Here is a 3,061-nt window from a genome sequence, read left to right as displayed (position 1 = left end):
GCCGTTCGCGGCCCGGCTCGCGTCCGAGCGGCCGCCGCGTCCGCGACGCAGTCGCCAGCGGCGGTCGCTCGGACGCGAGCCACAAGAGGGCCGCGAACACCCAGCGCCGCAGGCGCTGGAAAAACAAACACAGCCTGCAGGGCTGCACATCGGCCGGACCATTACCATGAAGCATGCAGCGGATTCCGCGCAACCGCGTGGGCCGCACCGGCCCGGGGGCCGACGACACGTTTTGACACACCGACCAGAGGACTGACGAGACCCGTGCCTGCGCTGACACTGACGAGGTTGCTACGGATCGGTGAGGGCCGCATAGTCAAGCGGCTCTCGCATTTCGCCGACCAGGTCCTCGCCCTCGAATCGGACTACGAGGATCTCAGCGACGCGGAGTTGCGGGCCAAGACCGACGAGTTCCGCGAGCGCTACGCCGAGATGGTCGAAGAGGGCGCGAGCGATCCGCTCGGCCAGCTGATGGCCGAGGCGTTCGCGGTCGCGCGTGAGGCGTCCTGGCGCGTGCTCAGCCAGAAGCACTACAAGGTGCAGATCATGGGCGGCGCCGCGCTGCACACCGGCAATATCGCCGAGATGAAGACCGGTGAGGGCAAGACCCTGACCTCGGTGCTTCCCGCCTACCTCAACGCGATCAGCGGCGACGGCGTGCACGTCGTCACCACCAACGATTACCTGGCCAAGCGCGACTCCGAGTGGATGGGCCGCGTGCACCGGTTCCTCGGCCTCGAGGTCGGCGTGATCCTTTCCGGCATGAGCCCGGCCCAGCGCCGAGCGGCCTACAACGCCGACATCACCTACGGTACGAACAACGAGTTCGGCTTCGACTACCTGCGCGACAACATGACCCACTCGCTGGACGACCTGGTGCAGCGCGGGCACAACTTCGCCATCGTCGACGAGGTCGACTCCATCCTCATCGACGAGGCCCGCACCCCGCTGATCATCTCCGGCCCGGCCGACGCCTCCTCGAAGTGGTACGCCGAGTTCGCGCGCATCGCGCCGCTGCTGAAGAAGGACCTGCACTACGAGGTCGACATCAAGAAGCGCACCATCGGCGTGCACGAAGCGGGCGTCGAGTTCGTCGAGGACCAGCTCGGCATCGACAACCTGTACGAGGCCGCGAACTCGCCGCTGGTGAGCTACCTGAACAACGCCATCAAGGCCAAGGAGCTCTACACCCGCGACAAGGACTACATCGTCCGCGACGGCGAGGTGATCATCGTCGACGAGTTCACCGGCCGCATCCTGGTCGGGCGCCGCTACAACGAGGGCATGCACCAGGCGATCGAGGCCAAGGAAGGGGTGGAGATCCAGCCGGAGAACCAGACCTTGGCCACCATCACGCTGCAGAACTACTTCCGCCTCTACGACACGCTCTCCGGCATGACCGGTACCGCCGAGACCGAGGCCGCCGAGCTGCACCAGATCTACAACCTCGGCGTGGTGCCCATCCCGACCAACAAGCCGATGGTCCGCGCCGACCAGTCCGACCTGATCTACAAGACCGAGGAGGCCAAGTTCTCCGCCGTGGTCGACGACGTCACCGAGCGGCACGAGAACGGCCAGCCGGTGCTGATCGGTACCACCAGCGTCGAGCGCTCGGAGTACCTGTCCAAGCAGTTCACCAAGCGCGGCATCCCGCACAACGTGCTGAACGCGAAGTTCCACGAGAAGGAAGCGGAGATCATCGCCGAGGCCGGTCGGCCGGGCGCGGTGACCGTCGCGACGAACATGGCCGGTCGCGGTACCGACATCGTGCTCGGCGGCAACCCGGACATCATCGCCGACATCCTGCTGCGCAAGCAGGGTCTCGACCCGGTCGAGACGCCGGAGGAGTACGAGCGCGCCTGGCTGCCCACGCTGGACCAGGTCAAGGCCCAGACCGCCGAGGACGCCGACGCGGTCCGCGATGCGGGCGGCCTCTACGTGCTCGGCACCGAGCGGCACGAGTCGCGCCGCATCGACAACCAGTTGCGCGGCCGCTCCGGTCGCCAGGGCGACCCGGGCGAGTCCCGCTTCTACCTGTCGCTGGGCGACGAGCTGATGCGGCGGTTCAACGGGGCCGCTCTGGAGGCGATCATGACCCGGCTGAACCTGCCCGACGACGTGCCGATCGAGGCGAAGATGGTGTCCAAGGCCATCAAGAGCGCGCAGACACAGGTCGAGCAGCAGAACTTCGAGATCCGCAAGAACGTGCTCAAGTACGACGAGGTGATGAACCAGCAGCGCACCGTCATCTACGGCGAGCGCAACCGGATCCTGCGCGGTGAGGACATGGAGGGCCAGGTCCAGGGCATGATCACCGATGTGGTCAGCGCCTACGTGGACGGCGCCACCTCCGAGGGCTACGTCGAGGACTGGGATCTGGAGAAACTGTGGACAGCGCTGAAGACGCTGTACCCGGTGAGCCTGGACTACCGGGACCTGACCGGCGAGACCGAGGTCGGTGAGGCGGGCGAGCTGACCCGCGAGGAACTGCTCGAAGCACTCCTGGACGACGCGCACGACGCCTACGAGCGCCGGGAGGCCGAGATCGACGGCCTCGCGGGCGAGGGCAGCATGCGCAATCTGGAACGCCAGGTGCTGCTGTCGGTGCTGGATCGCAAGTGGCGCGAGCACCTCTACGAGATGGACTACCTCAAGGAGGGCATCGGCCTGCGCGCGATGGCGCAGCGCGATCCGCTGGTGGAGTACCAGCGCGAGGGCTTCGACATGTTCACCGCCATGCTGGACGGCCTCAAGGAGGAGTCGGTCGGCTTCCTGTTCAACCTGCCGGTCGAGGTGCAGCAGCCGCAGCCGGAAGGCGTCGAGGTCGGCCCCGGCCTGCGTTCGCCGGTCGGCGCGATGGCCGCCCCGCGTCCGCTGCCCACCGAGGAGGCGCCTGCCGCGAACGGGCACGCCGCACCGGCGGCCCTGCGCGCCAGGGGCATCGATGACACCGCCCCGCGCGGTTTCAGCTACTCCGGGCCCGACGAGGGCGGCCGGGCAGCGGTGCACAGCGACGCCGAAGAGTACGGCGCGGACGGCGGTCCGCAGCCCACCCGCCGCG

1 protein-coding gene is annotated in these 3,061 nt (G+C 67.8%); it reads left to right on the top strand.

Annotated features, from left to right (window positions below; genetic code table 11):
- Positions 1-264 precede the first annotated feature (264 nt).
- The coding region (gene secA, locus ON19_RS23310) for a preprotein translocase subunit SecA (protein ID WP_051169216.1) at positions 265-3,061 on the top strand (2,797 nt) is incomplete at its 3' end.

The sequence above is a fragment of the Nocardia abscessus NBRC 100374 genome (genome assembly GCF_000308455.1).
GTDB classification, from domain to species: domain Bacteria; phylum Actinomycetota; class Actinomycetes; order Mycobacteriales; family Mycobacteriaceae; genus Nocardia; species Nocardia abscessus.
The sequence above is the reverse complement of the archived record's forward strand: the minus strand, read 5'-3'. Positions and strand labels throughout refer to the sequence as shown.